Here is a 25,903-nt window from a genome sequence, read left to right on the forward strand (position 1 = left end):
TGGGATCCGTCAGGCGATGTCCGGCTCCGGTTCGGGCTCCGAGTTCTCGGGGCGCAGCAGATCGTGCTCCTCCACCGCCTCGAGCGACAGCGTGCGGTAGCCGTACTCGTCGAACAGCACGGTGATCCGGTCCGGCTCCGCGCTCATCACCTCGCCGGGACCCCACTGCGCGTGCACCACTCGGGTGTGCAGCGGAATCGGCTCGTAAGGGCCGTGTTTCGGCGATTCCGGTCGGTGCTCGTGGATTCCCTCGCGGCAGCAGTCACAGTGCCCGCACGGATCGGGTAGCGACTCGCCGAAGTACCCGAGCAGGAACTGCCTGCGGCAGCCACGGGTTTCGGCGTAGCCCCGCATCATCTCCACGCGCGAGCGGTCCATCCGTTCACCGACCGCGGCCACCTCGGCCGCGCGGCGGACGGCGATCTCCACCTCGACGGTGCGTGCGGTGAGCCCCTTGCGTCCCGAGGAGACCACACCCGCGCGTTCGAGCAGGTTGACCGCGTTGGTGAGGGTTCGTCCCCGGATATCCAGTTCGGCGCGAAGGCTTTTCAGTCGTTTCGGTGACTTCGCGCGCGCCAGCGCGGTGAAGGCCCGGCCGAGCAGGTCCTCGTCCGGGCGGTGGGTGGTGAAGAACTTCGCGAGCGACAGGTCCTCGGGCCGGTAGAACAGCAGCGCCTTCGCCTCGAGCCCGTCGCGGCCGGCGCGGCCGATCTGCTGGTAGTAGCTGTCCACGGAATCCGGCGCGGAGGCGTGGGCGACGAACCGCACGTCGGGCTTGTCGATGCCCATGCCGAACGCGGAGGTCGCCACCACCACCTCGAGTTCGTCGTCGAGGAATCCGTGGTGCACCCGCTCGCGCGTGGCCGCCGGCAGACCGGCGTGGTACGCGGCCGCCCGCAGTCCCCGTTCGGTCAGCTCGGCCGCGTAGAACTCGGCGTCCTTGCGGGTCGCGGTGTACACCAGCCCGGGGGTCTCGAGTCCGGCGACGGTCTCGACCACCGCCCGGCGCTTGTCGGCGTCGGCGGTGTACCGCTCGACGGCCAGGTCGATGTTGGGCCGGTCGAACCCGCTGGCGATGACCACCGGGTCGCGCAGGCGCAGCTCCTCGACGATCTCCTGCCGCACCGGCGGCGACGCGGTGGCCGTGAGCGCCACCACCGGGGGCCGGCCGAGGCGGTCGAGCGCATCGGCCAGGCGCAGGTAGTCGGGCCGGAAGTCGTGACCCCACGCGGACACGCAGTGCGCCTCGTCGACTACCACGAGGGAGACGCGGGCGGCGGCGAGTCGGGCCACCACCTCGTCGTTGGCGAGCTGTTCCGGCGCCAGGAAGACGTACTCCACGGTGCGCTCACGGATCGTCTCCCACGCGGCTGCGGTCTCCGACGCCCGCTGCCGGGAGTTGATCGCGACCGCGTCCGGCGCCGAGGTGGCGTCGAGCCCCGCGATCTGATCGTTCTGCAGCGCGATGAGCGGGGAGATCACCAGGGTGGTGCCCTCGATCAGCAGCGCCGGCACCTGGTAGATCGCCGACTTGCCCGATCCGGTGGCCATCACCGCGAGCACGTCCCGGCCCTGCACCAGTGGTTCCATCGCGTCGAGCTGGCCGGGACGCAGCTCCTCCCAGCCGAACACGCGGCGCGCGGCCGCGCTCAGCTCGGTCCGGACGTCCCGGGTGGTGTCCGCTGCGTCCTGCACGGTCGCCGTCAAGCGCGTTCTCCTGTCGTGGGCCCGGTCCTGCCGACCAGGGTACGGAGCGCGGGGTCCCCCCGCGCGGACCGGCGCCGGCACGCTGCTCGACCGGCCCGGGCGTCCGCGCGTCCGGCGGACGCCCTCGGTGGCTGCCGGGGGCATACCTCCGGCGCCGCGGGATCAAACCGGCCGGCGTGCGCTCACCGGGGGGCCCGCCGCTTCAGCCGCTCGATGATCTCCTCGTTCCACACGTGCCGCCGCACGAGCCGGTACCGTTCGCCGGCCAGCCACAGGTACGCCTCGGCGTCGGTTCGGGTGCGCAGCATCCCCGCCGCCCGCACCATGTCGACCACGGGCACGAACTCCTCGTCGAACCAGCGCTGCGCCACCACGTCGCGGGTGAGGAACTCGCCGCGCTCCTGCATGAGCCGGAAACCCCACGCCTCGATGCACTCGGCCAGCTCGGCGTAGTCCCACGGGTCCCGGACGGTCACCGCGTCGCGCCGCTCGCCGGTGAGTGGCACCCGGCTCAGGAACATCCGGTAGTGGTCCTTCCGCATCAGGTCCGAGTGCTGGCTCACCCCCTCGGGCGAGATCCGGGTGACGATCTCGGTCACGTAGGCGTCGATGGTCGCGTCCCCGCGGGCGTAGGCGATGGAGACGCGGTGGTGCCCGTCCACCACGAAGTGCATCGACCCGACCCGGTACACCGTGATCGGCGGCACGGCCTCGCCCCGGCGGCGGGCCGTGGCCAGCTTCTCCCATCGCTGGCGCAGCCGGGCCGACGTGGGCCGGAACCGCCGGTCGAAATCCTCGGTCCGGTCCACGCTGCCGACGATCGAGGCCACGTCGATGCTCTGCAGCCCCAGACGCCGTTCCCCGACCCGGCCCAGCGCCCGCACGACGGCGTCGAACGGCAGCACGGCGTTGACGTCCCCGGGTTCGCGGCGAAGCCAGGCGATCAGTCGCGCGTACTCGGCGCGCCGGCGCTGCCGGGAGAAGTCGTCGCCGGCATCGGCGCCGGGGAAGCCGGTGTCTCGCACCATGACACGACGGTACCGGCGGACGGGCTCCCGGTGACCCGGATCGGTGCGGGACGCACCGGCGGCACGAGCCCCGCGCCGGGTCTACATTGCAGGGGTGATCGACGCCGTGCTGCCCGCCGTCCGTGCCCATCTCAGCGCCCGCTTCGGGGGCGCCGAGCCGGAGACGGCGTCCGTGACGTTCCTCGGACTCGAACCCGTCGAGGTGCTGCGGTTCCGCGTGGAACAGCCGGACCTCGTGCGGTTCGCGACCCTGGGGTGTTCGCGGCATCCGATGGGCGACCCCACCGCGACGGTCGCCGACCCGACGCGGGGGCCGCGCGCCGAACTGATTCTGAGCATGCGCGGCCTCACCGGCACTCTGCCGGGGCTGGTCCGCACGCTCGCGACGCTCGCGGCACTGCCCGCGGTGGAGGGCGTCGTCCTCACCGACGACGCCCTGCTCGACCTGGGGGAGCCGTTGTGGCAGGGGGCACCCTTCACCGCGGTGATGCTCGAGCCGAGCGACGTCCCCGAACTGGTACTGCCCGAGCCCGCCGACCCGGTGCGGTTCTTCGAGGTGATCCCGCTGACGGGCACCGAGGCCGCGTGGAAGCGGTTGCGCGGCGGCGACGCGCTGCGCGAGGCGTGGTCGGAGGCCGGCATCGACGTGCGGGACCCGAACCGCGCCCCGGCCCGAATGTGACGGGAGCCCGAATGTGACGGGCGCGGTCAGCGCGGGACGACGACGCCGATCGGGCCCCCCGCCAGGCACACGTCGAGTCCCGCCGATGCCGAGCGGGCCTGCAGCCCGGTGCCTGCGCCCGGGACCCGTGCGTAGGCCGTGCCCAGTCCCTCGGTGACCGGTACCCGCACCCGCGGGGCGGCGGGAAACCCCACCTCGATCTCGCCGTCCGCGGAGGCGCGGTAGTTCAGCTGCACCGTCCACTCCCCGCCCACGAGCGCCGTGTCGGCGGGCAGCACGGTCGTCCTCGACTCGGTGAGCAGATGCCCGCAGTCGGGCACCGGACCGGGCAGCACGTGCCGCACCGGAACGAGTTCCGCCGGCACGAGTCGTCCCCGGTCGTCGAGCACCTGCAGTTCGGTGGTGACGGCGCCGATCTCGGCGCGTCCCGGCAACGGCGAGAACACCCGGCTCAGGAGGTTGTGGGGGTGGGTGACCGGCAGGAGCACCCACACCGACACGGGATGGTCGAGGATCGGCACGTCGGGGCGTGCGGTGAGCGCGGACCTCGCGGCGGCCAGGTAGGCGCCGGTGGGGTTGTCGGCCCAGGTGCGCGCGAAGGTCGTCGTGGACCACAGACAGCTCGCCGTGAAGACCACCGCGCACCCGGCGGCGACGATCCGCCGCGCGGGTGCGCGCCGCGGGTCGTCGCGTGGGCCGGCGCGCAGGATCAGGGCCGTTCCGATCGCGACGACCACGGCCGTGTCGGTGTGGTAGCGCAGGGTCTGGGCCAGTTCGTACGTCGTGTCCGGGCCGAAGCGGGTGGTGATCATCGCGGCCGTCGAGGCCGCCACGTAGGCGGCCGTCGCGGCCCACACCCAGCCCGTGCGCCGGCTGCGCCGCAGCGACCACACCAGGACGGCGAGCACCGCGGCCCAGGCCGCCACGACGAGCCCGGTCGGCGGATCCGCCCACGGCGGTCCCGGATTCCAGCGGTCCCATCGCCACGGCCCGCCCAGCAGCGCCGGCAGCACCCCGAACGAGACACCGTGGTGCGTCAGCCCCCGGACCATGTCGCCCGTCGGCGCCCCGAACCGGGACTCGACGAGGGACAGGTACGCCGCCGCCCAGGCCGCGAGGACCAGCGCCGAGCCGAGCCACAGCGGCGCCGCGCGTCGCGCCGCGGTGCGCACCGGCCGGGGGTGGCCGTCCAACCCGTACATCAGCGCGACGGTCGCGAAGGCCACCGCCGGTACCAGCACCGACTTCTCGAAGAACAGCAGTGCGACGCCGGTGACCGCCGTCCCGCTCAGCGCGTAGCGGAGTCGGCCCGTGCGCGCCGCACGGATCGCGTCGCCGGCCACCCACGCCAGGCCCGCCTGCAGCGGCAGCGAATTCAGGCCCGCCGCCCACCACGCGAACGCCGGCAGCGTCAGGGGCGTGAACAGGTAGAACAGCAGCGGGCCGAGCAGCGCCGGCCGCGGTCCGAGCAGCAACCACAGCACGCGCAGCACGGCCAGCGACGCCAACGCCTGGCCGGCCACGAGCGTCGCAGCCGCCGGCCACCACTGCAGCGGTGCGAGGCTCGTGATCACGTCGGCCACCACGAACGCACCCGGCATGAGATGGCCGTCGTGGTCGTAGCCGAGCAACTCGAACGACAGCAGCGGGTGCAGGCCCGCCCGTCCGACCAGAATCAGGTCGTCCCAGTAGAACTGCCCGCCGAACGCGAGCAGGGAGCGCACCGCCAGCTGCAGGACGATCAGGACGAGGGCCGCCGCGAGCACCCACGTCCCACGGGTGTGCCCTGCGGAAGCGACCGGCGTCAGGCGGTCCCGCGCCGCGGTGATCAGAGCCATTTGTTGCGGCGGAAGGTGACGAACAGGCCGACGGTGATCGCGACGATCGCCCCGATGACCACGAAGTACCCGTGCTCCCAGTGCAGTTCGGGCATGTTGTCGAAGTTCATCCCGTAGATCCCGGCGATCATCGTGGGCACGGCCGCGATCGCCACCCACGCCGAGATCCGGCGCATGTCGGTGTTCTGCTGCACCGTCACCTTCGCGATCGCGGCATCGACGAGGGTGCTCAGCGTCTCGTCGTAGTCCGCGATGCGCTCGGCCACCTTGGTGTGATGATCGGCGACGTCCCGGAAGTAGCGCCGCACCTCCTTGGGCACCGGATTGCCCGCGCCGCGGGTCAGCTGGCGCAGCGGCGTCGCGAGGGGGAGCACCGCCCGTCGCAGTTCCACGATCTCCCGCTTGAGCAGATAGATCTGCTCCACCGCGATGCGGGTGTCGGGCGTGAACACCAGTTCCTCGAGGTCGTCGATGTCCGGCTGCACGGCGTCGACCACGGCGAGGTACGTGTCCACGACGTGGTCGGCGACGGCGTGCAGCACCGACGACGGACCCAGCGCCAGCCGCTCCGGGGCGGCCTCGAGCCGATGCCGCACGTCCGCCAGCGCGGAGTGGTCGCCGTGGCGGACGCTGACGACGAAGTCCCGGCCGCAGAAGAGCATGATCTCGCCGGTCTCGACGATCTCCTTGGTCGTGGTCACCGACTCGTGTTCGACGTAGTTCACGGTCCGCAGCACGAGGAACGTCACGTCGTCGTAGCGTTCGAGCTTGGGCCGCTGATGCGCGTGCACGGCGTCCTCGACCGTCAGTTCGTGCAGCCCGAACGTGCGGCCCACGCTCGTCATCTGCTGTTCGTCGGGCTCGTGCAGGCCGAGCCACACGAATCCGGCGCCGCGCCGGCGCACCTCCTCGAGCGCCGCGCCGTGGGCGTAACGGCCCGGCAGCCGCACGCCGTCGACGTAGACGGCGCAGTCCACCACCGCCCGCTCGGCGGGGACGCGCAGGGTGGACGCCGGGGCGCCGGTCCGGCGCGACGGGTGCGAGGGCAGGTTCGGCATCGGTTCCCTTCCGCGCAGCACGCTCCGGCCCGTCCGGGCGGTCGCAGCGTCATGCTAACCCGCCCCGGACCGCCCGCCGGGGCCGCACGACGGCACCTGACACACTGGTGGGGTGCGTATCGATCTGCATACCCACTCGCTGGCCTCCGACGGGACCGACACCCCGGCGGGACTCGTCCGTGCCGCGGTCGAGGCCGGGCTCGACGTGGTCGCCCTGACCGACCACGACACCACCGCCGGCTGGGACGCGGCGGCCGACGCCCTGCCTGCGGGACTGCGGCTGATCCGCGGCATGGAGATGTCGTGCACCGGACGCGGTGAGGACGGCCGGCCCGTGGCGGTGCATCTGCTCGCCTACCTGTTCGACCCGCGGAACGAGGCGTTCGCGGTCGAGCGGGAGCGCCTGCGCGGGGAGCGGGTGGGCCGTATCCGGACGATGGCCGAGCGGATGGCCGCCGACGGGCTGCCCGTCGATCCCGAACGGATCGTCACCGCCGCCGGTCCGGTGGCCGGGCGGCCGCACCTGGCGCGCGCGCTGGTGGAGGCGGGGGTCGTTCCGAGCATCGAGGCCGCGTTCGCGGACCTGCTGTCGTCGCGGGGTCGCTACTACGTCACCAAGGCGGACACTCCGCTGTCGGAGGCCGTGCGCATGGTCGCCGACGCCGGCGGTGTCACCGTCGTGGCGCATGCCCGTGCCCGGTCCCGGGGCCGGCTGCTCGCACTCGACCACATCGAGGAACTCGCGGAACTGGGCCTCGGCGGCCTCGAGGCGGACCATCCGGACCACGCTCCGGCCGACGCGCAGCTCATGCGGGACATGGCGGCGAAGCTCGATCTGTTCGTCACGGGGTCGTCCGACTACCACGGCGGCAACAAGGCCGTCCCGCTCGGCCGGTACACGACGGACCCCGAGGCGTTCGAGGCGCTGACGGCACGGGCCACCGGGGTCGAGGTGCTCGAGGGATGAGCACCTGGGGCCGCCCGGCGCGCCGCGACGACCGCGCCGTCGGGCACGACGACTTCTACGACGACTCCGCTCACCGCTCCGGGCGCGACGCCTACGAGGCGCCCGCGGCGGCATCGCCCCGCGGTGGGACGCCGAGTCGGGACGGGTTCGTCGTGCGGGGACTGCGAGCCCTGTCGGGTGTGGTGTGCGGCGCGGTGATCGTCCTGACAGCGGTGGTCTGGGTGGCGCAGTACCTGGGGGACAAGCGGGATTTCCCGGGGCCGGGTTCGGCGTCGCTGTCCGCGCACGTCGTCGCGGCGCTCGTCGCCACGGCCGCGCAGCTGTTCGCGGACCGCCGGCGTGGTCTCGCCGCGGTCGCGGGCGTGGCTGTGGTCTATCTCACGGGCGCGGTTCTGATGTTCACCCAGTGGTGGGGCTGACGTTCGGACCCCCGTGCGTTACCGGCAGGTAACCGGTCGGCATCTCGGGCTTTTGCCTCGGAACGACCCCGATCGTGGGGTCGACATTGCGGCTCGGCTGTCCAAACTCACAGGTGAGCGCCGAAAATCGTGAGACATTCGCAAGAAATACCGATTTGATTGTTGGCTTGTGAAGGTGGCAAACTTTTCCTCAATCCGGCCTCGGTGCCACCGCCTCGAAGCCGGACGAAGATGGCAGACCCTGTAGAGGGCTCGTCGCCAGGGCTCACCCGCCTCGGCGCCATCACGCTCCGGAAGTCGTACAGCGTTGTACAGCGGTAACCGTGATCGCGCCCGGAAGCTTCACCGAAATGTCCTTGGCGAAGCGCTGCACCCGATGTCCGTCGCGCAGCTACTTCGCAGTAACCGGAACCCGAGTGGTTCCGGCTCGAGCAGGAGTGTCATCGTGTCAATCGTGTCTGATGCACCTACCCCCCAGAAGGTCGAGTTGACCGACGAGGAAATCTTCGGCAGCCACGTCGACGGCAAGCTGTCCGTCGAGCTCACCGCACCGCTGGAGACGCAGCGGGACCTGTCGATCGCCTACACGCCCGGCGTCGCGCAGGTCTCCCGCGCGATCGCGGCCGACGAGACCCTCGCCGACCGCTACACCTGGACCAACCGCCTGGTGGTGGTCGTCTCCGACGGCTCGGCCGTCCTCGGCCTCGGTGACATCGGCCCGCGCGCGTCGCTGCCGGTGATGGAGGGCAAGTCCGCCCTGTTCAAGAAGTTCGCCGGCCTGAACTCGATCCCGCTGGTCCTCGACACCAAGGACCCCGACGCGATCGTCGAGACCCTGATCCGGCTGCGCCCGAGCTTCGGCGCGGTCAATCTCGAGGACATCTCGGCCCCGCGTTGCTTCGAGATCGAGAAGCGCGTGATCGAGGCGCTGGACTGCCCGGTCATGCACGACGACCAGCACGGCACCGCGATCGTCGCGCTCGCCGCGCTCAAGGGTGCGGCCAAGGTGCAGAACCGGGAGCTGTCCGGCCTGCGCATCGTCATCTCCGGTGCCGGCGCGGCCGGCGTGGCGGTGGCCAACATCCTGCTCGCCGCCGGCGCCGCGGATGTGACCGTGCTGGACTCGAAGGGCATCGTCTCGCGCGAGCGCACCGACCTGAACGAGGTCAAGGTCGACCTGGCCGCGCGGACCAACCCGGCCGGCCGGCACGGCGGCCTGATCGAGGCCCTGAGCGGTGCGGACGTGTTCATCGGCGTCTCGGCCGGCACGGTGCCCGAGGAGATCGTCGCCGAGATGGCCGACGGTGCGATCGTGTTCGCGCTGTCGAACCCGGACCCGGAGATCCACCCGACGATCGCCGCCAAGCACGCCGCGATCGTGGCGACCGGGCGCAGCGACTTCCCGAACCAGATCAACAACGTGCTGGCCTTCCCCGGTGTGTTCAAGGGCGCGCTCGACGCCGGTGCCCGGCGCATCACCGAAGGCATGAAGCTCGCCGCCGCCGAGGCCATCCTCTCGGTCGTCGGTGACGAGTTGGCCGTGGACAAGATCGTCCCGAGCCCTCTCGATCCGCGGGTGGCGCCCGCCGTCGCCGAGGCCGTCGCGGCCGCGGCACGGGCCGAGGGCGTCACCGACTGACGCGATCGACCGCACGCCCCGGCCGGAGCCCGCACCCAGGTTCCGGCCGGGGCGTTCGGCTTTCCGGGGATGCGCGAGGATGGGCAACGTGTGGAACGTGAGGAGACGGCGCGGCGGGGGATTCGGACGGACGGCGGCCGGGCTGACGGTCGCCGTCGCGGTGCTGACCGGGTGCGGCCCGTCGGTTCTCGACGAGTCGGCGGATGCCGCCACGGTGGTCGTCGGATCCGGGGACGACGTCGCGAGCGAACTGCTGGCCCGCATCTACGCCGGCGCCCTGGCCGGAAGCGGAACCCGTACCGAACTGCGAACCGGGCTCGGTGACCGGGCCGGATACCTGGCGGCGCTGGACGCGGCCGAGGTGACCCTCGTGCCGGACTACACCGGCCGGTTGCTGCGGTACTTCGCTCCGGCTGCCCCGGACACGGACGCCGAGGACGTGTTCGAGGCCCTCGCCCGTTCCCTGCCCGACGACCTGGCGATCACGGATTATGCTGCCGCCCAGGATCGTTCGATGCTCCTCGTGTCCGATGCCACCGCGGAGCGGCTCGGCACCACCGAAGTGGCCGGAATTCTCGGCCGGTGCGGCGAACTGACCGTGACGGTGTCCGGCGGGTTCGAGGTGAACGACGGCCTGCGGGACCTGGCCGAAAGAGGTTGCGTCCCGGGCCGTGTCGAGTCCGGCGACGACGACGTGGCGCTGCACGCGGCCACGCAGGGTGCGAGCGCGGCCGCGCTGACCACCACCTCGGTCGTCGCGCGCGACACCTCGGGGGTCGCGCTCGAGGACGCACCGGACCGCGCGCCCGGGACGGATCCGGAGGACGCAACTGCCACGGAGCCACCGGTGTTCGCTGCCCAGAACGTCGTCCCCGTGTTCCGCGAACACGTCCTGGGGGAACGTCAGCTCGAGGCTCTGAGCCTCGTCGCGGGCGAGCTCACCACCGCCGACCTGGCCGAGATGCTCGGCCGGATCGACGGCGGCGAGGACTCAGCGGTCGTCGCGCAGGCCTGGCTCACCGAGCACGTGTGAACGCAGGAACCCGCCCAGCTGTGCCACCGCGTCGGCGGCCTGACCCACCAGCGCGGCCTGCAGATGGGCCACGTGCCACAGATCGCGCTGCTCGGTGACCGTCACCTCCACACCCGCGTCGCGGAGCTTGCGGGCGAACTCGGTGACCTGCGGGTACAGCATCTCGCCGGTGCCGACATGGATCAGCGTCGGCGGCAGCCCGTTCAGGTCTCCCCGCAGGGGCGCGTAGCCGGGGTCGGCGGCGTCGTGCCCGCCGAGATACGCGCGGGCCGAGGCCGAGATCCAGGCGGCGTTGAGGACCGTGTCCCGGTCGAACGGGAAGTCGCGCGAGCCGGGGTCGGCCAACGGTGCGATCAGACCCAGGGCGGCGGGACGGACCCCGTGCCGGTCGATCAGCCGTCGCGCCGTCGCGACCGCCAGCCCGCCCCCGGCCGAATCCCCGGCGATCGGGGCGGTCCCCGGGGTCACGCCGTGCTCGGTCACCAGCTCGAGGTACGCACCGACCGCGTCGTCCAGGGCGGCGGGGTAGGGGTGCTCGGGAGCCAGCCGGTAGTCGAGCACGTAGACCGCCGAACCCGAGGCCGCGGCCAGGTGCGCGGCCAGGGACCGGTGCGTGGCGGGGGAGCCCACCGTGTACGCGCCGCCGTGCAGGTACAGCACCGCGGTGGGACGTTCGGTGGCGCCGACGGTGACGCGTTCGGCCGGCCGGCCCGCGAGCGTGACCTGCCGGACCACCGTGCCCTCGGGCAGGGTCTGGATCGGGGCGACCAGCTCGAGCAGCCGTCGCTGGGCGGAGTACGGCAACCGGGCGTTGAGGGCCAGCCGGTACGCCGGACGCAACGCGGCCCGCACGACGGGCAGGGGGAGCTGTGGCATGACCGCGACCCTAGCCCCTGGGCACGAAGCGGCCACTGACGAATGCGACGACACGCTGGTAGGACGGGCCCACCGCGCGTACCCAGGCGTCGAGGACCTTCGCGTCGGCGCCCACGAGTATCCGGGGCCGGCCCTTGCGCACCCCCTCGACGATGGTGCGGGCCGCGTCCTCCGGGCTGGTGCGCGCCAGCTTGCGGTCGAAGAACTGGGCGAAGGACTCCTGGTCGTCGCCCGCCGGGACGGCCGCATTGCGGGCGATCGCGGTCTTGATGCCGCCGGGATGGACACAGCTGACCTTGACGGGGTGCCCGGCGATCAGCATTTCCTGGCGCAGGGACTCGGTGAAGCCGCGGACGGCGAACTTCGCGGAGTTGTAGGCGCTCTGACCGGGGATGGACAGCAGCCCGAACAGGCTCGAGACGTTGACGATGTGTCCGTCGCCGGACGCGACGACGTGGGGCAGGAACGCCTTGGTGCCGTTGACCACGCCCCAGAAGTCGACGTCCATGATCCGCTCGATGTCCTTGAACTCCGAGCGCTCGAACTCTCCGTGGTAGGCGATGCCGGCGTTGTTGTAGATCTGGTTGACCTGGCCGAAGTGGGCGGCGACGGCGTCGGCGTAGTCGAGCACCGCCTCGCGCTGCGTGACGTCGAGGTGGTCGGCCTTGACCTCGGCGCCGAGATCGCGGGCCCGGCGCGCGGTTTCCTCCAGCCCGACGGTGTCGACGTCGGACAGGGCCAGCCGGGCGCCGCGCCGGGCGAGCTCGAGCGCCAGAGCGCGGCCGATGCCCGATCCGGCGCCGGTGATGACAGCTACCTTTCCTGCGAACTCGCTCACTGTGCTGCCACCTTCCGGGCGTCGGTCTCATCGGTGTCACGAACGGCCGCCGGCGTCTGCGCCGGGACCGGGGGGAGATCTGCCGCAGCGACGCTGCGGTAGGCATCCAGATCGAAATGCCGGGTGATACGGCGGAACTCGAACGTGAAGCTCGGCCACAGGGTGGTGTTGTTGCCGTGCTTGTCGAGGTACCAGCTCGCGCAGCCGCCGTTGTTCCACACGCTGCGCTTCAGGGCGTCCTGCAGGTTGCGGTTGTAGTCGTCCTGCACCTCGGCGCGCACCTCGACGGTGCCGATCCGATGGCGGTCGATGGTCTCGATCGCGTCCACGACGTAGTTCAGCTGGGATTCGATCATGTACACCATCGAGGTGTGGCCCAGGCCGGTGTTCGGTCCCACGAGGAAGAACATGTTGGGGAACCCGGCGACCGCGGCACCCTTGTAGCCCTGCATGCCGGTGGCGTCGAAGACGTCGGCGAGACTGCGGCCGTCCTTGCCGAAGATGCCGGCGAAGGTGGGCGAGTCGGTGACGTGGAAACCGGTCGCGACGACGATGGCGTCGACCTGCCGGGTGGTGCCGTCGCGGGTGACGATGCCGTCCGCGGTGACCTCCGCGATGCCGTCGGTGACCAGGTCGACGTTCGGGCGGGCCAGCGCGGGGTAGTAGTTGTTGGAGATGAGCATCCGCTTGCAGCCGATCTGGAAGTCCGGGGTGACCTTGCGGCGCAGCTCGGGGTCGGCGATCTGGCGGCGGATGTGCGTGCGGGCGGCGAGCTCGAGCGGCTTCATGAACGCCGGTGCCTTGGCGAGGCCGACGACCTGTGTCTCGCGGGTGAGGTACTGCAGGGCGCGGGACAGGCGCTGGAATCCGGGCAGGTGGCGGAACGCGAGCCGCTCGACGGGGGTGTACTCGCGGTCGGCGCGCGGCAGCACCCATGGCGCGGTGCGCTGGTAGACGTCGAGGTGGGCGACCTTGCCGGCGATGGCGGGCACGATCTGGATCGAGGAGGCGCCGGTGCCGATCACGGCGACGCGCTTGCCGGTGAGGTCCGCGTCGTGGTTCCACCGGGCGGAGTGGAAGATCTCGCCCCGGAACCGGTCGATGCCCTCGATGTCGGGCAGCGCCGGTTCGCACAGCGCGCCGACGGCGGAGACGACGATCCGGGCCTCGAACGCGCCCTTGGTGGTCTGCACGTCCCACCGGTGGGTGGCGTCGTTCCAGCGGACGGTCTGCACGTCGCAGCCGAAGACGGTGCGGCGGCGCACGTCGTACTTGTCGGCGATCGAGGCGATGTAGGCCTGGATCTCGGGCTGAGGCGAGAAGGACCGCGTCCAGCCCGGGTTCAGGGCGAACGAGTAGGAGTACAGATTGGAGGGAACGTCGCACGCGGCGCCCGGGTACGTGTTGTCGCGCCAGGTGCCGCCGACCTCCGAGCCGCGTTCGAGGACCACGAAGTCCTTGCCGGCCTGCGTCAGTCGGACGGCGGCGCCGAGTCCGGCGAACCCGCTGCCGATGATCAGCGTGTCGACCTGACGCGGGTGCGCATCGGTGGCGATGGTGTCTGTTACCGGAAGACTCATGTAAATGAGCGTAGGGCCATACTGAGTGGGGGTCAATAGCTGTTGACTACGATTCAACAAGAATGTTTGCATGGCACCTGTGAAGGGCAACATCGTCAAGCGCACCAGGCTCAGTCCTGCCGAGCGCCGAGCCCAGCTCGTCGACCTCGGCGTCCAGCTGCTCGCCGAACGGCCGCTCGAGCAGATCTCCGTGGAGGAGATCGCCGATCAGGCCGGGGTGTCGCGCGGGCTGCTGTTCCACTACTTCGCGTCCAAGCACGACTTCCACGTCGAACTCGTCCGGCACACCAGCCGCGACATGCTCGAGCGCACCGCACCCGACGACAGCCTCGAACCGATGGACATGCTGCGCGGCACGATCGTCGCGTACGTCGACTACGTCACCGACCACCGCGACACCTACCTGTCGATGCTGCGCGGCACCGCGAGCGGGGATCCGGACATGCGACAGGTCTTCGAGGACACCCGCACCGCGATGGTCGAACGTACCGTCGCGCACCTGCACCGCATCGGCATCGACGCCGGCCCCGCCGTAACCCTGGCGGTGCGCGGCTGGATCGCGTTCGTCGAGGACACCACGATCGCCTGGCTGCGGGACCCGCAGCTCACCCGCGAGGAGTTCGTGGACCTGGCCGTCGCGGCTCTGCCGGCGCTCGCCCTGGCTGCCGGCGGGCCGAATGTGACATCCAGTCGATTCGATCGACCGGATGTGACATTCGGTCACGTCGCTGGATCGTAGGAAACGGCGCGAGCCGGGCCGGCTGCCCCGAAGGGCAGGCGCGACCCGGCTCGTGTGAGAACCGCGGGGTACCGCCGGTGACCTACTGACCGAACGCCTTCTCCAGGATCTCCTGCTGCTCGACAGCGTGCACCTTGCTCGACCCGGACGACGGCGCCGACATCGCGCGGCGCGACGCCCGCTTGATGCCCGACAGCTTCTCGGGCAGCATCTCCGGCAGCGCCAGGCCCAGGAACGGCCACGCGCCCTGGTTGGCCGGCTCCTCCTGCACCCAGAAGAACTCGTGCGCGTTCGGGTACCGGTCGAGTGCCTCGGCGATACGCCGGCGCGGCACCGGGTACAGCTGCTCGATCCGCAGGATCGCGACGTCGTCCCGCTTCTCCTTGTCCTTCTTGGCCTTCAGCTCCCAGTAGAGCTTGCCGGAGGTCAGCAGAACCCGGGTGACCTTCTCGCGGTCGCCGCCGTCGCTCTCGTACATCGGCTCCTCGAACACCGAGCGGAACTTACCGTTGGTGAAGTCCTCGAGGTTGCTGACCGCGGCCTTGTTGCGCAGCATCGACTTCGGCGTGAACACCACCAGCGGACGGCGGATCCCGTCGAGGTGATGCCGGCGCAGCAGGTGGAAGTAGCTTGCCGGGGTGGACGGCATGGCCACCGTCATCGAACCCTCCGCACACAGCTGCAGGAACCGCTCGATGCGGCCCGAGGTGTGGTCCGGGCCCTGGCCCTCGTGGCCGTGCGGCAGCAGCAGCACCACGTCGGAGAGCTGGCCCCACTTGGCTTCGCCGGAGGAGATGAACTCGTCGATGATGGACTGCGCGCCGTTGACGAAGTCGCCGAACTGCGCCTCCCACAGCACCAGCGCCTCGGGGTTGCCCACGGAGTAGCCGTACTCGAAGCCCAGGCCCGCGAACTCGGTGAGCGCCGAGTCGTACACCATGAACTTGCCGCCCTTGCCGCCCTCGGCCGCGACCTGCTGCAGGGGGGTGTACTCGGCGCCGGTCTTGCGGTCGATGAGCACCGCGTGACGCTGGGTGAACGTGCCGCGGCGCGAGTCCTGGCCGGCCAGACGCACCAGCGCGCCCTGCTCGACCAGCGAACCGAACGCGAGCAGCTCGGCGTACGCCCAGTCGATGTGGCCCTCACGGGACATCTCGCGACGCTTCTCGATGACTGGCTTGACGCGCGGATGCACGGAGAAGCCCTCGGGGACGTTGACGAACGCGTCGCCGATCCGCTCGAGCACCGACTTGTCGACCGCGGTGGTCAGCTTCGCCGGCGGCGTCTGGTCGAGCTCGACCGACTCGGACGGCTCCGGCTTGAACTTTTCGAGCTCGCGGACCTCGTTGAAGACCCGTTCGAGCTGGCCCTGGTAGTCGCGCAGCGCGTCCTCGGCCTCTTTGAGCGAGATGTCGCCACGACCGATGAGGGACTCGGTGTAGCTCTTGCGGACGCTGCGCTTGGTGTCGATCACGTCGTACATCGCCGGCTGCGTCATCGACGGGTCGTCGCCCTCGTTGTGGCCGCGACGGCGGTAGCAGATCATGTCGATGACGACGTCCTTGTTGAACTTCTCGCGGAAGTCCACGGCGAGGCGGGCCACCCACACGCACGCCTCCGGGTCGTCGCCGTTGACGTGGAAGATCGGCGCGCCGATCATCTTCGCGACGTCGGTGCAGTACTCCGACGACCGCGAGTGCTCGGGGGCCGTGGTGAAGCCGACCTGGTTGTTGACGACGATGTGCACGGTGCCGCCGGTGCGGTAGCCCCGTAGCAGCGCGAGGTTGAGGGTCTCGGCCACGACACCCTGGCCGGCGAACGCCGCGTCACCGTGCAGCAGCAGCGGCATGACGGTGAAGCCACCCTCGCCCTTGTCCAGGATGTCCTGCTTGGCGCGCACGAGGCCCTCGAGGACCGGGTTGACGGCCTCGAGATGCGACGGGTTCGCCGTGAGCGAGACGTTGATGTCGTTGTCGCCGAACATCTGGATGTAGTTGCCCTCGGCGCCGAGGTGGTACTTCACGTCGCCGGATCCGTGGGCAGCGGCCGGGTTCAGGTTGCCCTCGAACTCGGTGAAGATCTTCGAGTACGGCTTGCCGACGATGTTGGCCAGCACGTTCAGGCGGCCGCGGTGCGGCATCGCGATGGCGACCTCGTCGAGCTCGTGCTCGGCGGCCTGGTCGATGATCGCGTCCATCATCGGGATGACCGACTCGGCGCCCTCGAGCGAGAACCGCTTCTGGCCGACGTACTTGGTCTGCAGGAACGTCTCGAACGCCTCGGCGGCGTTGAGGCGGCTGAGGATGTACTTCTGCTGTGCCACGGTCGGCTTGACGTGGTGCGCCTCGACGCGCTCCTGCAGCCACTGCTGCTGCTCGGGGTCGAGGATGTGGGTGTACTCCACGCCGACGTGGCGGCAGTAGGCGTCCCGCAGCACCGACAGCACGTCGCGCAGCTTCATGCGCTGCTGCCCGTGGAAGCCGCCGACGTTGAACTCCCGGTCGAGGTCCCAGAGGGTCAGGTCGTGGGTGGTGACGTCGAGGTCCGGGTGCGACCGGAACTTGTCCTTGACGAACTGCAGCGGATCCGTGTCGGCCATCAGGTGGCCGCGGCTGCGGTAGGCGGCGATCAGCTCGAGGACGCGGGTGCTCTTGTCGACGGCGCCTTCCGGCACGTCCTTGCGCCAGCGGACCGGCTCGTAGGGGATGTGCAGCGTGTGGAAGATCTCGTCGTAGAAATCGTCGCTGATGAGCAGGTTGTGGACGGTCCGCAGGAAGTCGCCGGACTCCGCGCCCTGGATGATGCGGTGATCGTACGTGGAGGTCAACGTCATGAGCTTGCCGACGCCGAGCTCGGCGATGCGCTCGTCGGAGGCACCCTGGAACTCGGCCGGGTACTCCATCGCGCCGGCGCCGATGATGGCGCCCTGGCCCGGCATCAGGCGGGGCACCGAGTGCACGGTGCCGATGCCGCCCGGGTTGGTCAGCGAGATGGTGACCCCGGAGAAGTCCTCGGCGGTGAGCTTGCCGTCGCGCGCACGACGGACGATGTCCTCGTACGCGGAATAGAACTGCGCGAAGTTCATCGACTCGCAGTTCTTGATCGCGGCGACGACGAGCGAACGGTTGCCGTCCTTGCCGGCCAGGTCGATGGCCAGCCCGAGGTTGGTGTGCGCGGGAGTGACCGCGTTCGGCTTGCCGTCGATCTCGGCGAAGTGGCGGTTCATGTTCGGGAACGCCTTCACCGCCTGCACGATGGCGTAGCCGAGCAGGTGGGTGAACGACACCTTGCCGCCGCGGGTACGGGCGAGGTGGTTGTTGATGACGATCCGGTTGTCGACCATCAGCTTCGCAGGGATGGCGCGCACACTGGTGGCGGTCGGGATCGAAAGCGAGGCGTTCATGTTCTTCGCGACGGCAGCAGCAGCGCCACGGAGAACCTTGGACTCTTCCTGGGTAGCCGAAGCGGCGGGCTTCGCGGGGGCCGGCTTGGCGGCGGGCTTCGCGGGGGCCGGCTTCGCGGCCGCCGGCTTGGCGGCGGGCTCGGCCGGCTTCGGAGCGGCCTTCGCCGGGGCGGTGCCGGCCTTCGCCGGGGCGGTGTCGGACTTCGCCGGGGCGGTGTCGGACTTCGCCGGGGCGGGGGTGGCCTTCGGCGGAGTCTCGGCCGGGGCGGCCTTCGAGGCGGGAGTGGATTCGGTGGAGGTCGGAGCGGAACTCTGCGCCGGACGCTGGGTCTGCGTGGCACCGTTCGCGCCACCTGCGACCGCCGCCTCCGGGGAGTAGTCCGTCAAGAATTCGTGCCAGCTGGCGTCCACGGACGACGGATCGTCCTGGAACCGCTGGTACATCTCGTCAACCAACCACTGGTTCTGTCCGAACTGGGAAGTAGAGCTGCTGCTCACGGCAGTTGTTCGCCTCGTTTCTTTCTTCGGTACCCGATCGGAGTGCCTATGTATATGAGGCTAGCCCGCGACTGTGACGAACAAAAAAGCTCTGCCACGGTCGAGACCTACCTCACAATCTCTGAGTCGACGGGGTCCCCATCGACGACGGTTCTCGACAGCCGATTATTCCCTGCCCGCATTTGGGCCGCATCACAGAGGGTCGTGTACACGCCTCCGGCGTGACGCAGCGCGTCGTGCGATCCGGTCTCCACGATGCGCCCGCCGTCGACCACCACGATCAGGTCGGAGCGGGCCGCGGTCGCCAATCGGTGGGCCACCACCACGGCGGTGCGGCTGCGGGTCACCGACTCGCCCGCCGCGAGCACCGCGCGTTCGGTGCCCGGGTCGAGAGTCGCGGTGGCCTCGTCGAGCAGCAGCAGGTCCGGATCGACGAGTTCGGCCCGGGCCAGCGCGACGAGCTGACGTTGCCCGGCGGACAGGCCTTGCCCCCGCTCGCCGACGGGATGCAGCATGCCGCCCGGCAGACCGGCGATCATGTCGAGCGCCCCCACTGCGCGGGCCGCCGCCTCGATCGCCGTGCGCTCCGCGTCGGGCCGCCCGTAGGCGATGTTGCTCGCGACGGTGCCGGTGAACAGATGCGCTTCCTGCGGGACGACGCCGAGCCGGGCCCGGTACTCGGGCAGTCGGTAGCCGCGCAGGTCGACGTCGTCCACGCGCACCGAACCGGACGTCGGATCGTAGAACCGGGCCAGCAGTTTGACGATCGTGGACTTGCCGGCCCCCGTGCGTCCGACCAGTGCCACCGTCGAACCGGCCGGTAAGTGCAGGTCCACGCCGGTGAGCGCGTCCGCGTCGGCACCCGCGTAGCGGAACCCGACCTGCTCGAGCCGTACGTCGCCGCGCAGATGTCCCGGGATCGGCACCGTGCCGGTGCCGCCCGTCTCGAGGGAACTCTCGGTCCGCAGCAGGTCACCGATCCGGCGCAGTCCCACCCGGGCCTGCTGATAGCTGTCGAACACCTGCGACAACTGCTGGATGGGACCGAACAACAGACCGAGGTAGAGCACGAATGCGACGAGCACGCCCGCGGTCGTCGCGCCCGACGCCACCTCCCGGGCCCCGACGAACACCACCGCGGCCAGCGCGAGGTCGGACAGCAGCGCGATGAACGGGAAGTACAGCGAGATGGCCCGCTGGGAGCGCATCCGGCTGCGCCGGTACGCATCGGCGCGTTCGGCGAACCGGCGGGCCGCGAATTCCTCGCGGCGGTATGCCTGGGCTGCCCGCAACCCGGTGATGTTCTCCTGGAAGTCCGCATTGACCAGCGAGATGCGTTCACGGGAGACCGAGTAGGCCGTGGACGAGACCCGCCGGAACCACAGTGTCGCCGCGAGCAGCGGCGGCACCACCGCCAGCGCCACCAGCCCCAGGGTGAGGTCGGTGGCCAGCAGGGCGACGGAGATCCCGGCCAGCGTCAGCACGCTCACGACCGCCGTGGACAACCCGGTCTGGATGAACGACGAGAGTGCGTCGACGTCGGTGGTCATCCGGGTCATGATGCGGCCGGACAGTTCCCGCTCGTAGTAGTCCAGCCCCAGCCGCTGCAGGTGCGCATAGCTGCGCACCCGCAACCCGAACAGCACCCGCTCACCGGCACGCGCGGTGAGCACGGTGAGCAGCGCCACTACCAGCCACGCCAGCAGCGCCAGCGCGGCACCCACGGCGGTGGCCGCCCACAACGGGCCGGGTTCGCCCGGCGTGACGCCCCGGTCGACGGCGTAGCGCACGATCGACGGGAACGCGATCGACGTCAGCGACTCGACCGCCAGGCACAACACCACCGCCGCCAGCAGCCACCGCACCGGCCGCAGCGTCCGGGAGAGGCGGAACTCGGGGTCGGGGCGCCGCAGCTGTGCCGTGTCCAGCCCCGGTCGCTCGGTGGCCGGGGGCAACGCCTCGACCGCCCGGCGCAGCGCCGGCGTCGGGGCGACCGACCCGAGGGCGCCGCTCATCGGACCGCCGCCGCGGCCGCCACCGCCCGGGCCCCCCTGCGGTGCGGCCGCCCGCACCACGACCGGATCGGAGCCGGGCGCCGCCTCCGGCCACAACGCGCCGAGGGCGTGCCCGTCGGTGCGCTCCGGCTCGGGCGCCTCGTCCTCGTCGCCAGTGAGCAGGGCCCGGAACAGGGCATTGCGCGTCTCGAGTTCGTGGACCGTTCCGGAGTCGGCCACGCGGCCGCCGTCGAGCACCGCGACCCGGTCGGCGAGGGAGAGCGTGGACCGCCGGTGCGCGAGGATCAGCGTGGTGCGCTTCGGGCGTGCCCGCAGCGCCGCGAAGATCGCGGCCTCCGTCTCCGCGTCCACGGCCGAGGTCGCGTCGTCGAGAATCAGCACCCGAGGATCGAGCAGCAACGCACGGGCCAGCGCGACCCGCTGCCGCTGCCCACCGGAGAGCGTCAGCCCCCGCTCGCCGACCACGGTGTCGTACCCCTCGGGGAGCGCCTCGACGAACTCGTCCGCGCACGCGGCCCGCGCGGCGGCGCGGATCTCCTCGGCGCTCGCCTCGGGCCGGCCGAGCGCGATGTTCGCGGCGATCGTGTCCGAGAACAGGAACGGCTCGTCGAACACCAGGCTCACCGCCTCGCGCAACTGCTCGGCACGCAGGGCCCCGACGTCGATTCGTTCGCCGTCGGCGGCGGTGACGTACACCGTCCCGGACTCGGGGGCATAGAACCGGGGCAGCAGCAGCGACAGCGCGGTCTTGCCGGAGCCGGCGGCGCCGACCACGGCGACGGTCTCGCCCGGCGCCAGTTCGAGATCGAGACCGTCGAGGACGGGCCGGCCGGGCTCGAAGCCGAAGGTCACCGAATCGAGGACCAGCCCGAGCGGTCCCTCCGGCAACGGCACCGGGTGCGGCGGGTCGGCGACGTCGGGTTCGGTGTCGATCACCTCGTACACCCGCTCGACCGCCGCCCGGGAGAGCTGCGCCATGATCACCACCGACGACAGCGTGCGGGTGGTCGCCGTCATCGTCGCCAGGTAGGCGGCGAACGCGAGGAACGTGCCGACGGTGACGGTGCCCTGCAGGGCCAGCCAGCCGCCGAGCGCGATCACGGCGACGAGCCCGAGCTGCGGGATGGCCCCCATCGGGGCGGCGAACGCGGCGTTGATCCGGGCGGCGCGCATGCGCTCGGCGTAGAGGGCGCGACCGTGCTGTTCGAGCTGGTCGACGGCGCGGCCCTCCTGCCCGAACCCCTTGACCACCCGCACCCCGGTGACGGTCTCCTCCACGTGCTGGGCCAGGTCGGCGGCGCGTTGCTGCGCCGACCACGTCGCCGCGAACAGCTTGGGCCGGACGAGGGCCACCACCCCGGCGATCACCGGCACGGTGACGAGGGCGACCAGGGTCAGCAGCGGGGAGAGCACCGCCATGATCACGAGTGCCAGGACGAACTGCAGCAGCGCCCCCGCCGACATGGGGACCATCGCGAGCAGACCCTGGACGAGTTGCAGGTCGGTGATGGAGCGCGACACCACCTGCCCGGTGCGGATCTGGTCCTGGCCGCGTCCGTCGAGCCGCTGCAGAGAGGCGAGCAGACCGAGCCGCAGGTCGTGCTGCACGTCGAGGGAGAGCCGGCCGGCGAGCATCCGCCGGCCGTACTGGCACCCGAACCGCACCACCGCGCCCCCCGCGATCGCCGCCGCCGCCAGACCGATCAGCTGCAGGTCGTGCCCCTCCGGGTGGGTGGCGCTGTCGAGTGCCAGCTTGGTCAGCAGCGGGAAGGTGATGTCGATCAGTGCGGCGACGACGGTGACGGTCAGTGCGCCGAGCGCGACGCGGCGGTGCTGCCAGGCCTCCGCGCCCAGCCGACGGATCCAACCGGGGGAACGCGCGTCGTGTGCCATCGCTTTTCGACATTAGCCCCGGCGGCCGACAGGACGCGGGCCACGGTCACGGCTCTCCACGATCCGCTTCCGTCGAAGCGGATCCGCTCGGCCCTTCGGAATCCGCTCCGTGCGCGACCGGCGCGAATTCGCAACGAGCGGACGAATCCGCGCAGAGGGAATCAGACGATGTCGCGGGTACGGGTACGCCACCAGCCGAGGCCGCACAGCAGTACCGTCCAGCCGAGCAACCCCAGCGGCGCCGCCGGCCACGTCACGGCCGGGTCGACCTCCTCGGGCAGGTCGATGGCCGTGAACACCGTGTACCAGGTGAGCTGTCCGGGCAGCAGCCGGGCGAGCGCACCCGCCCCGAGACCGTCGAGGATCAGCGAGACGATCAGCTCCCCGAACGGAACCCAGGCGGTGATCGCCAGGACGCTGCCGGCCGTCGAACCGGTGAGCAGGCCGAGCCCCGCGCCCATGAGGGCCCACAGCATCGCGGCGAACAGGCCGGCGCCGAGGACCGCGGCGACATTGCCCGCCCCCGAGCCGTCGCCGGACGGTCCGCCGCCGAACATCAGGACGGTCAGCACCGACACGGTTTCCACCACCACGCAGTACAACAGGCCGAACGCGACCGCCGTCGTCAGCTTGGCGGCGACGACCCCGTCGCGGCCGCGGGCGGTCAGGAAACTGGTGACGATGGTGCGGTGCTGGAACTCGCTGCCCGTGTTGACCACCCCGAACAGGGCCGCGAACAGGAACACCAGCGCCAGTGCGACCGCGACACCGATCGCGGCGGCGGCGGCTTCGGCGAAGTTCTCGCCGACGAGTCCCTCGAGGGTGGTGAGGATCGGCAGGGTCAGAGCCCCCGAGAACAGGCCCACCACCGCCGGGGCGATCCCGAGGATCCACCAGTAACGCAGGCCCAGGACCTTACGGAACTCGGCCGTCAGCAACGCAGTCAACGGGGTCCTTCCCAACCGGTCGGCGGATGAGGCTGTGGGGAGTGCGGGAACTGCCCCGGGTACGGCGGCTGTTGCGGGGGCTGTGGGAACTGCCCCGGGTACGGGGGCTGTGGAGCCGGCGGTCCCTGCATCCCCCACCCGGGCGCGGCACCCACGTACTGACCCGCCGTCATCGCCAGGAACACCTGCTCGAGGTCGATGTGCTCGACGCTCGTTCCGAAGACGGTCACGCCGTACGCGGTGGCGAACTCGGCGACGCGCTCGGGTTCCACCCCGACGATCGCGAGCCGCCCGTCGGGCTGGACCTGCGCGTCGGTGTGGCCCGACGCGGCGAGAGCCGTCGCCAGGCGGGCAGGGTCGGAGACGGCGACGAGGACCCGGGCTCGATGCGCATGCCGCAGATCCGCCGTCGTGCCCTGGTGCACGAGCCTGCCGCGGCTGATGATCACCAGACGGTCGGCCGTCTGCTCGACCTCCCGCAGGATGTGACTCGAGATCAGCACGGTGCCCCCGGAGCGGGCGTAGCCGAGCAGGAAGTCGCGCAACCAGGCCATGCCTTCGGGGTCGAGGCCGTTCGCCGGTTCGTCGAGCACGAGGTAGCGCGGTTCGCCGAGCAGCGCGGTGGCCAGCGCCAGCCGCTGCCGCATGCCGAGGGAGAACTCGCCGATCCGCCGGCGGGTCGCCGCGGCGAGCCCGGTCAGGTCGAGGACGCGCCGCACCTGTGCCGACGGCACGCCGATCGCCGCGGCGTACACCTCGAGATGGGTGCCGGCGGTGTGCTTGGGATGGAAGCTCTGCGCGTCCAGCACCGCACCGACCACCCGTGCCGGGTGCGGCAGCGAGGTGAAGGGCACCCCGTCGACGAGCGCGACACCGGCCGTCGGGCGCACCAGGCCGAGCAGCATCCGCAGGGTCGTCGTCTTCCCGGAACCGTTCGGCCCGAGAAATCCCGTGATCGAACCCGGCGGCACGGAGAACGACAGGTCCGACACCGCGGGTACGTCGCGGAAGTTCTTCCACAGGCCCTGCACGGCGATACCCGCCGCGGGCGCGTACCCGGCGCCGGCGGCCGGCTCCGTCGGGAACGGCGCTGTCATCGACTCCCTCTCTGGTGGGTCCTGCTCGGACCCCGAGAGCCTACGTGCCCGGCGCGGCAGGCCGGGAGAAGGACCGCTCGAGGAACGGCAGCACCAGTTCGAGGAATTCGCTGGGGGAGTCGAGCTGCGGGCAATGCCCGGCGTCCGGAATGATCGCGACCCGCCGTCGGGCGCCGGTATGCACCCGGCCCGCGGCGCGCGCCGGGGTGATCAGATCCCGCTCACCCCACACCAGCAGTGCCGGCACGGACAGGGAGTTCACCATTTCGGGGATGGGCAGCCGGGCCAGTTCGGGGATCACGGCCCGGCCGACGGCCAGCAGGGTCTCGATGCTGCGCCGGCTCGCGTAGTTCGCCGCGAACGCGGTGCGGGTGTCGACGCCCAGCCGGTCCGGACGGTGCAGCGCCGCACGGGCGTAGAGAGTGGCGACGGCGAACTGCACCAGGGCGGGCGGCACGGGCCGGGACAGCGCGCGCGACACCATGTCCAGCGGCAACCGCGCGCCGCTCGACCAGCTGCGCGGGATCCCGGCCATCCCCGGCATGTCGGCGAGCACGACGCCGTCCACCCGGCCCGGATACGTCGATGCGAACGCCAGCGAGGTCACCGCTCCCAGCGAATTGCCGATCAGCGCCACCGGATCCGCGCAGTCGGCGATCACCTCGGCGACGGTGTCGACATAGTGATCCAGCACCGGCGCCCGCCAGTGTCCGGCGCTGCGGCCGAATCCGGGCAGGTCGACGGTCAGGACCCGGTGGCGCTCGGCCAGCGCCGGGACCACCTTGCACCAGGTGCCCCCGTGATCGGAGTATCCGTGCAGGAGAACCACGGTGCGGGTGCCGGATCCGCTCTCGCGCACGAACACCTTGCCCGCGGACATGTCACCAGCCGGTCAGGGGGGAGGACAGCGCCTGCCAGTTCGGATCCCCGTCCGGTCCGGACGCTGCGCCGGTGAGCGGTGGACGCTGCGACGGCCACTGCGCCGGCGGCGGCCCGAACGCGTCCCGGGCGTTCGCGATGACCCGCTTGCCCAGCGCGCGGTTGCCCGCGCCACCGATCGCGGCACCGATGCCGGCGGGCACGAGCTTGCCGAACACCAGGGCGCTGCGCTTGGCGAGGTACTTGCGGACGAAGGTCCGCACGAGCGATTTGTTCACGGACTTCAGCTGGGCACCGGGGATCTTGCCGGTGAGCGCCGACGTCCACGTCTTCGCGGTCGTGCCGGTGGCGCGCTCGACGATCTCCATGCCGGCTTCGCCCAGTGCCACGGCGAGCACGAGGGCGCGGCGCTGCTCGTGCTGGTGCGGTTCGATCCCGTGCACCGATGCCACCGCCAGGGTCAGCAACGCGGCGGCCTCGAGGAAGAACGCGGTCTCGGCGCCGACCGCGGCGATCGACGCGAGTGTGCCGATCCCGGGCACGGTCGCCGCGGCGCCGGCCGCCGTGCCGCTCCCGGTGACTCCGTTGAGGAAGGTCTTCTCCAACCGCCTGATGATCTGCTCGGGAGTCTCGTCGGGATGGGCACGCCGCGTCAGGTCGACGTAGCGTGCCACCGCGGGCGCTTGCAGCCTGCTGCCGTTGTCCAGGAGCGTGACGAGATACTTCTCCACGCGTCCTACCCTGTCGCTCATCGTTCCGTCCTCGAT

The 25,903-nt window shown here is 71.2% G+C and carries 19 protein-coding genes; 6 read left to right on the top strand and 13 right to left on the bottom strand.

The window, feature by feature from the left end; genetic code table 11:
* Nucleotides 1–9: 9 nt before the first annotated feature.
* Both RR3_RS01240 and RR3_RS01245 read right to left on the bottom strand, forming a co-directional pair.
* Nucleotides 10–1,707, bottom strand: coding sequence for a RecQ family ATP-dependent DNA helicase (locus RR3_RS01240; protein ID WP_017681981.1), 1,698 nt, complete (start codon nucleotides 1,705–1,707; stop codon nucleotides 10–12).
* Nucleotides 1,708–1,889: 182 nt separating this feature from the next.
* Nucleotides 1,890–2,735, bottom strand: a complete 846-nt coding sequence (locus RR3_RS01245) for a ParB N-terminal domain-containing protein (RefSeq protein ID WP_010592429.1) — start codon at nucleotides 2,733–2,735, stop codon at nucleotides 1,890–1,892.
* Nucleotides 2,736–2,829: 94 nt separating this feature from the next.
* On the opposite strand from RR3_RS01245, the gene RR3_RS01250 reads away from it, so the two are divergent.
* Nucleotides 2,830–3,417 (top strand): suppressor of fused domain protein, encoded by a 588-nt coding sequence (locus RR3_RS01250; protein ID WP_010592428.1) that lies wholly within the window; start codon nucleotides 2,830–2,832, stop codon nucleotides 3,415–3,417.
* A 26-nt stretch (nucleotides 3,418–3,443) separates the two neighbouring features.
* On the opposite strand, the gene RR3_RS01255 is transcribed toward RR3_RS01250, so the two are convergent.
* Both RR3_RS01255 and corA read right to left on the bottom strand, forming a co-directional pair.
* A complete protein-coding gene (locus RR3_RS01255; RefSeq protein WP_017681982.1) occupies nucleotides 3,444–5,255 on the bottom strand; it encodes a hypothetical protein in 1,812 nt (603 codons plus the stop codon).
* Nucleotides 5,246–6,313 (bottom strand): magnesium/cobalt transporter CorA, encoded by a 1,068-nt coding sequence (corA, locus tag RR3_RS01260; protein ID WP_010592426.1) that lies wholly within the window; start codon nucleotides 6,311–6,313, stop codon nucleotides 5,246–5,248. The genes RR3_RS01255 and corA overlap by 10 nt, the downstream gene beginning before the upstream one ends.
* 112 nt (nucleotides 6,314–6,425) lie before the next feature.
* Here corA and RR3_RS01265 point away from each other — a divergent pair, with 112 nt between their 5' ends.
* The 4 genes from RR3_RS01265 (at nucleotide 6,426) to RR3_RS01280 (ending at nucleotide 10,371) form a co-directional block, all read left to right on the top strand.
* Nucleotides 6,426–7,280, top strand: a complete 855-nt coding sequence (locus RR3_RS01265; protein WP_017681983.1) for a PHP domain-containing protein — start codon at nucleotides 6,426–6,428, stop codon at nucleotides 7,278–7,280.
* A complete protein-coding gene (locus tag RR3_RS01270; RefSeq protein ID WP_010592424.1) occupies nucleotides 7,277–7,699 on the top strand; it encodes a hypothetical protein in 423 nt (140 codons plus the stop codon). The genes RR3_RS01265 and RR3_RS01270 overlap by 4 nt, the downstream gene beginning before the upstream one ends.
* Nucleotides 7,700–8,144: 445 nt before the next feature.
* Nucleotides 8,145–9,338: an NAD(P)-dependent malic enzyme gene (locus RR3_RS01275; protein WP_026138053.1), complete on the top strand. Its 1,194-nt coding sequence runs from the start codon at nucleotides 8,145–8,147 to the stop codon at nucleotides 9,336–9,338.
* 97 nt (nucleotides 9,339–9,435) lie between these two features.
* Nucleotides 9,436–10,371 carry a glycine betaine ABC transporter substrate-binding protein gene (locus RR3_RS01280; RefSeq protein WP_228287171.1) on the top strand — a complete coding sequence of 312 codons (936 nt, stop codon included), beginning with the start codon at nucleotides 9,436–9,438 and terminating at the stop codon, nucleotides 10,369–10,371.
* Here the strand turns inward: RR3_RS01280 and RR3_RS01285 are convergent.
* Genes RR3_RS01285 through RR3_RS01295 form a run of 3 tightly spaced genes read right to left on the bottom strand, consistent with a single transcriptional unit; the run spans nucleotide 10,330 to nucleotide 13,665 of the window.
* Nucleotides 10,330–11,247, bottom strand: a complete 918-nt coding sequence (locus tag RR3_RS01285; RefSeq protein WP_010592421.1) for an alpha/beta hydrolase — start codon at nucleotides 11,245–11,247, stop codon at nucleotides 10,330–10,332. The genes RR3_RS01280 and RR3_RS01285 overlap by 42 nt on opposite strands.
* Nucleotides 11,248–11,257: 10 nt before the next feature.
* Nucleotides 11,258–12,085, bottom strand: coding sequence for an SDR family NAD(P)-dependent oxidoreductase (locus RR3_RS01290; RefSeq protein ID WP_010592420.1), 828 nt, complete (start codon nucleotides 12,083–12,085; stop codon nucleotides 11,258–11,260).
* Nucleotides 12,082–13,665, bottom strand: a complete 1,584-nt coding sequence (locus RR3_RS01295) for a flavin-containing monooxygenase (RefSeq protein ID WP_017681985.1) — start codon at nucleotides 13,663–13,665, stop codon at nucleotides 12,082–12,084. The genes RR3_RS01290 and RR3_RS01295 overlap by 4 nt, the downstream gene beginning before the upstream one ends.
* 70 nt (nucleotides 13,666–13,735) lie before the next feature.
* Between RR3_RS01295 and RR3_RS01300 the strand changes: the two genes are divergently transcribed.
* Nucleotides 13,736–14,404 (top strand): TetR/AcrR family transcriptional regulator, encoded by a 669-nt coding sequence (locus RR3_RS01300; RefSeq protein ID WP_010592418.1) that lies wholly within the window; start codon nucleotides 13,736–13,738, stop codon nucleotides 14,402–14,404.
* An 82-nt stretch (nucleotides 14,405–14,486) separates the two neighbouring features.
* Here RR3_RS01300 and RR3_RS01305 read toward each other — a convergent pair whose 3' ends face one another.
* The 6 genes from RR3_RS01305 to RR3_RS01330 all read right to left on the bottom strand — a co-directional run bounded on the left by RR3_RS01305 (nucleotide 14,487) and on the right by RR3_RS01330 (nucleotide 25,888).
* Complete coding sequence (locus tag RR3_RS01305; protein ID WP_072786284.1) at nucleotides 14,487–18,305, bottom strand: multifunctional oxoglutarate decarboxylase/oxoglutarate dehydrogenase thiamine pyrophosphate-binding subunit/dihydrolipoyllysine-residue succinyltransferase subunit; 3,819 nt, start codon at nucleotides 18,303–18,305, stop codon at nucleotides 14,487–14,489.
* A 107-nt stretch (nucleotides 18,306–18,412) separates the two neighbouring features.
* Complete coding sequence (locus RR3_RS01310) at nucleotides 18,413–22,213, bottom strand: ABC transporter ATP-binding protein (protein ID WP_010592416.1); 3,801 nt, start codon at nucleotides 22,211–22,213, stop codon at nucleotides 18,413–18,415.
* Nucleotides 22,214–22,374: 161 nt separating this feature from the next.
* Nucleotides 22,375–23,160 (bottom strand): ABC transporter permease, encoded by a 786-nt coding sequence (locus RR3_RS01315; RefSeq protein WP_029539874.1) that lies wholly within the window; start codon nucleotides 23,158–23,160, stop codon nucleotides 22,375–22,377.
* Nucleotides 23,157–24,257, bottom strand: a complete 1,101-nt coding sequence (locus RR3_RS01320; RefSeq protein ID WP_017681731.1) for an ABC transporter ATP-binding protein — start codon at nucleotides 24,255–24,257, stop codon at nucleotides 23,157–23,159. The genes RR3_RS01315 and RR3_RS01320 overlap by 4 nt, the downstream gene beginning before the upstream one ends.
* A gap of 40 nt (nucleotides 24,258–24,297) precedes the next feature.
* Complete coding sequence (locus RR3_RS01325) at nucleotides 24,298–25,137, bottom strand: alpha/beta fold hydrolase (protein WP_010592413.1); 840 nt, start codon at nucleotides 25,135–25,137, stop codon at nucleotides 24,298–24,300.
* 1 nt (nucleotide 25,138) lies between these two features.
* Nucleotides 25,139–25,888, bottom strand: a complete 750-nt coding sequence (locus tag RR3_RS01330; protein WP_026137999.1) for a hypothetical protein — start codon at nucleotides 25,886–25,888, stop codon at nucleotides 25,139–25,141.
* Between the last annotated feature and the right edge of the window lie 15 nt (nucleotides 25,889–25,903).

This window comes from Rhodococcus ruber NBRC 15591, from assembly GCF_001894945.1.
In the GTDB taxonomy this organism is placed as follows: Bacteria; Actinomycetota; Actinomycetes; order Mycobacteriales; family Mycobacteriaceae; genus Rhodococcus; species Rhodococcus ruber.